Here is a 2,361-nt window from a genome sequence, read left to right as displayed (position 1 = left end):
AAAGCTTGCTTTGGGTTGTATGGTTAAGCCTCTCGGGCAATTAGTACAGGTTAGCTTAACGCCTTACAACGCTTCCACACCCTGCCTATCAACGTCGTAGTCTACGACAACCCTTCCAGAAGTTAAACTTCAGGGATGACTCATCTTGGGGCCGGCTTCCCGCTTAGATGCTTTCAGCGGTTATCCGTTCCGAACGTGGCTACCGGGCAATGCGATTGGCATCACAACCCGAACACCAGCGGTTCGTCCACTCCGGTCCTCTCGTACTAGGAGCAGCTCCCCTCAATCATCCAACGCCCACACCAGATAGGGACCGAACTGTCTCACGACGTTCTAAACCCAGCTCGCGTACCACTTTAAATGGCGAACAGCCATACCCTTGGGACCGACTTCAGCCCCAGGATGTGATGAGCCGACATCGAGGTGCCAAACACCGCCGTCGATATGAACTCTTGGGCGGTATCAGCCTGTTATCCCCGGAGTACCTTTTATCCGTTGAGCGATGGCCCTTCCATACAGAACCACCGGATCACTATGACCTACTTTCGTACCTGCTCGACGTGTCTGTCTCGCAGTTAAGCTAGCTTATGCCATTGCACTAACCTCACGATGTCCGACCGTGATTAGCTAACCTTCGTGCTCCTCCGTTACTATTTGGGAGGAGACCGCCCCAGTCAAACTACCCACCAGACACTGTCCACAACCCCGATAAAGGGTCTATGTTAGAACATCAAACATACCAGGGTGGTATTTCAAGGACGGCTCCGTGTGAACTGGCGTCCACACTTCAAAGCCTCCCACCTATCCTACACAAGTAGGTTCAATGTTCAGTGCCAAGCTGTAGTAAAGGTTCACGGGGTCTTTCCGTCTAGGTGCGGGTACACAGCATCTTCACTGCGATTTCAATTTCACTGAGTCTCGGGTGGAGACAGCGTGGCCATGGTTACACCATTCGTGCAGGTCGGAACTTACCCGACAAGGAATTTCGCTACCTTAGGACCGTTATAGTTACGGCCGCCGTTTACCGGGGCTTCGATCAAGAACTTCGCTTACGCTAATCCCATCAATTAACCTTCCGGCACCGGGCAGGTGTCACACCCTATACGTCCTCTTTCGAGTTTGCAGAGTGCTGTGTTTTTAATAAACAGTCCCAGCCACCTGGTCACTGCGGCCACCAATAGCTTACCGCGTAAAGCGTTCACCACCGGTGGCGTACCTTCTCCCGAAGTTACGGTACTATTTTGCCGAGTTCCTTCACCCGAGTTCTCTCAAGCGCCTTAGTATTCTCTACCTGACCACCTGTGTCGGTTTGGGGTACGGTTCATATAATCATATGCTTAGAAGCTTTTCCTGGAAGCAGGGCATCAACAACTTCACTCCCTTGGGAGCTCGTCTCACGTCTCAGCTTTAAGTGTCCGGATTTACCTAAACACTCGGCCTACTCGCTTTCACCTGGACTACCAACGCCAGGCTTGCTTAGCCTTCTCCGTCCCTCCATCACTGATTATATAAGTACGGGAATATTAACCCGTTTCCCATCGACTACGCATTTCTGCCTCGCCTTAGGGGCCGACTTACCCTGCCCTGATTAGCATGGGACAGGAAACCTTGGTCTTCCGGCGTGGGGGTTTTTCACCCCCATTATCGTTACTCATGTCAGCATTCGCACTTGTGATATGTCCAGCAAACTTCTCAGTTCACCTTCGTCCACTTACACAACGCTCCCCTACCCAGCACAGTAAACTGTGCTGCCGCAGCTTCGGTATATTGCTTAGCCCCGTTACATCTTCCGCGCAGGCCGACTCGACTAGTGAGCTATTACGCTTTCTTTAAAGGATGGCTGCTTCTAAGCCAACCTCCTAGCTGTCTGTGCCTTCCCACATCGTTTCCCACTTAGCAATATTTGGGGACCTTAGCTGGCGGTCTGGGTTGTTTCCCTCTCCACGACGGACGTTAGCACCCGCCGTGTGTCTCCCGGATAGTTCTCATTGGTATTCGGAGTTTGCAAAGGGTTGGTAAGTCGGGATGACCCCCTAGCCTTAACAGTGCTCTACCCCCAATGGAATTCGTCCGAGGCTCTACCTAAATAGATTTCGGGGAGAACCAGCTATCTCCCGGTTTGATTGGCCTTTCACCCCCAGCCACAGGTCATCTCCTGACTTTTCAACGTCAGTGAGTTCGGTCCTCCAGTTGATGTTACTCAACCTTCAACCTGCCCATGGCTAGATCACCGGGTTTCGGGTCTATACCTAGCAACTCAACGCGCAGTTAACACTCGCTTTCGCTACGGCTCCGCTATACGCTTAACCTTGCTACTAAATATAAGTCGCTGACCCATTATACAAAAGGTACGCAGTCACC

At 51.8% G+C, this 2,361-nt stretch carries 1 rRNA gene; it reads right to left on the bottom strand.

Going from position 1 to position 2,361, the window contains the following annotated elements:
* Window positions 1-19: 19 nt before the first annotated feature.
* Window positions 20-2,361, bottom strand: a 23S ribosomal RNA gene (locus ACTUJZ_RS15900); the annotation flags it as partial.

Source organism: Alteromonas sp. WD8-37 (assembly GCF_055326825.1).
Note: the sequence above shows the minus strand (reverse complement) of the source record. Positions and strands in the feature narration are given on the sequence as shown.